Genomic DNA, 2,534 nt, shown 5'->3' on the forward strand with positions numbered 1-2,534 from the left:
AGTGAGTTTAAAAGCGAGGGAGTAATCGCGCTGAGTTCTTTTAGTTGTTGATTTCATAACACTCTCCAATTTTGGGGTGGAAAGTGTCAACCTTATTTAGGACGGCACACGAGAATTGAAAAAAGCGACGAAATCAACGTCGCTTTTTTATCACCTAAACTATTGAATGAACGATTCAACCTGTTGAAATAGTAGAACAATCCATACAAAATTATTGATAAACATAATAATTAACTAGCAACTCTACTTACTTCTCATATCGTCACTTTACTTCGTCCGCTTTGCAAAACTGTCGACAACTCGACACATTATTTTTCTATACTGATTTACGCCCATTAATTAGCACAAATGTAAAACAGCATGAATATGGAAGTTGAAGTGTGTACACATGGTGCTTACTTACAACGCGTACCGCGCAGTTTTTTTCAAAAGCTGCTGGGCTTCAAGGAAGTATACGTATGCACAAAATGTGGTTACGTCATGAAAGTTAAGTAATTAGCCCAAGAAAAAACCAACCGCAAAAAAAAAGCGGCTCAATTGAGCCGCTTTTCACATCTAGATTAGCCTTATTCTTCGGTTTCCGCTTCTACTTCTTCGCTTCGACGAGTATAAAAACGCGCGAAGAACAAACCGACTTCAAACAGTAAACACATCGGAATAGCGAGTAAGGTTTGCGAGATCATGTCTGGTGGCGTTAACACCATACCTACGACAAACGCAGCCACTATAATATAAGGACGTTTCTGTCTTAAATCTTCTGGTGTAGTGGCCCCAGTCCAACACAACAAAATAATCGCAACAGGCACCTCGAATGCGATACCAAACGCCATAAATAGCGCCAGCACAAAGTCGAGATAACTCGAGATATCAGTTGCAAACTCTACTCCACCAAGAGAAATGGCGGTAAAGAAGCCAAACACCAATGGAAATACCACGAAGTAGGCAAATGCCACTCCACAGTAGAACAATAGCGAACTAGAGAACAGCAGTGGCATGATCAATCGACGTTCATGCTTGTACAAACCTGGCGCTACAAATGCCCACACTTGATACAAGATAAACGGCACCGCAATAAATACCGAAGCAATTAACGTCAGCTTAAGTGGCGTAAAAAAAGGTGACGCTACATCCGTAGCAATCATGGTCGCGCCTTCAGGTAGACGTTCTACTAAAGGTGCGGAAACAAACTCGTAAATGTGGTTAGAGAAATAAATTAGTCCGACAAACACGACCAACACTGCGAGGATTGAGCGCAGTAGTCGGTTGCGAAGCTCCAACAAATGACTAATTAAAGGTTGTGTCTGCTCGACGGTAGACATGGCAAACCTCTTATTAAAAACCAGATCAAAAAGGAGCTACCAATCACTAGTAGCTCCTCCTAATGAGACTATTCGGCTTTCTTATCTGCCGCTGTAACCTTGCTCTCTTGCGCTCTCTCTACCTTTTCTGCTGCTGGCTCTGTTTTTACAGGCTCAGCCTCTGAATCGGTGTTCTTTGCGTAAGGACGATTTACAGATTGCGCTGCCTTCTTCAACTCTTCAACTGAAGATTTCAACTCAGGGGACAAATCATCCATCCCCATTTGTTCTGCTTTGCGCAAGTTTTCTTGCAGCTCTTGGACTTTCAGCTCGTGTGACAATTCGTCTTTGACGCTATTTGCCATACTCTTAGCGGCACCGATAAAGCGAGACACGCTGCGAATAGCATGAGGCAAACGCTCCGGCCCAAGAACGACCAGACCAACAACAGATATTAATACCAGTTCCCAAAAACCGATATCAAACACGTTTTACGCCTGCTCTTTGTCTTTTTTCGTTTCAGGAGCAGCTTCTTTTTTCTGCTGCTCTTCTAGACTTTTTGGTTCGAAGTCTGCGTCTTTGTCATTTTTCGCAGGTTCATCTTCGCTCATCGCTTTTTTGAAGCCCTTAACGGCACCACCCAGATCGCCACCGATACCGCGTAGTTTCTTTGTTCCGAATAGCAATACAACAATTACAGCAATGATTAGAAGTTGCCAAACACTGATACCACCCATTCTCTTTACCTCGGGTCTTTAAACAAACAAAAATATTTCAAGAGTTTAACGTCTATTGACGATAAGCTCGCCAACTAAGCAGCCAAAATGTGACACCTGCGATACCGCAGGCCAACGAAAGCTGCTCAAAAGCATCGTTCACCAATATTGCCGAGCATACGACTAAAGTCGCGCCAACGCCAAACAAAAACTTTCCTGTCGCCTGCTGGCGCTTGCTCTGGCGATACCCTTGATAAAGCTGATCCATACGTTGATTCATCGCTTTACCTTGTTTCAGGCTATCGTAAAGTAGCTCTGGCAGTTCAGGTAATTTCTCTGCCCAAAATGGTGCGCGGTCTTTAATCGCATTCACTAGAGCTTGCGGCCCAACTTGATTCATCATCCATTCCTCCAGGAATGGTTTTGCGGTCTCCCACAAATCAAGGCTTTGTTGCGTAATTCGGACAGAAAACCAAGTCGTCCGAAATTGAATAATTATTAAACAATATACTGAGTTTCA

Annotated in this window: 3 protein-coding genes and 1 pseudogene; all 4 read right to left on the reverse strand. The window is 43.2% G+C overall.

Annotated elements, in window-relative coordinates:
- Positions 1 to 566: 566 nt before the first annotated feature.
- Positions 567 to 1,319 carry a twin-arginine translocase subunit TatC gene (gene tatC, locus R7Z77_RS23830; protein ID WP_005379234.1) on the reverse strand — a complete coding sequence of 251 codons (753 nt, stop codon included), beginning with the start codon at positions 1,317 to 1,319 and terminating at the stop codon, positions 567 to 569.
- A 68-nt stretch (positions 1,320 to 1,387) separates the two neighbouring features.
- Positions 1,388 to 1,786 (reverse strand): Sec-independent protein translocase protein TatB, encoded by a 399-nt coding sequence (tatB, locus tag R7Z77_RS23835; protein WP_318136865.1) that lies wholly within the window; start codon positions 1,784 to 1,786, stop codon positions 1,388 to 1,390.
- Between the two features lie 3 nt (positions 1,787 to 1,789).
- Positions 1,790 to 2,035 carry a Sec-independent protein translocase subunit TatA gene (tatA, locus tag R7Z77_RS23840; RefSeq protein WP_005382958.1) on the reverse strand — a complete coding sequence of 82 codons (246 nt, stop codon included), beginning with the start codon at positions 2,033 to 2,035 and terminating at the stop codon, positions 1,790 to 1,792.
- A 52-nt stretch (positions 2,036 to 2,087) separates the two neighbouring features.
- Positions 2,088 to 2,459, reverse strand: a pseudogene (gene ubiB / locus R7Z77_RS23845) (ubiquinone biosynthesis regulatory protein kinase UbiB); the annotation flags it as partial.
- Positions 2,460 to 2,534 lie beyond the last annotated feature (75 nt).

It is taken from the genome of Vibrio sp. 1401 (genome assembly GCF_033340295.1).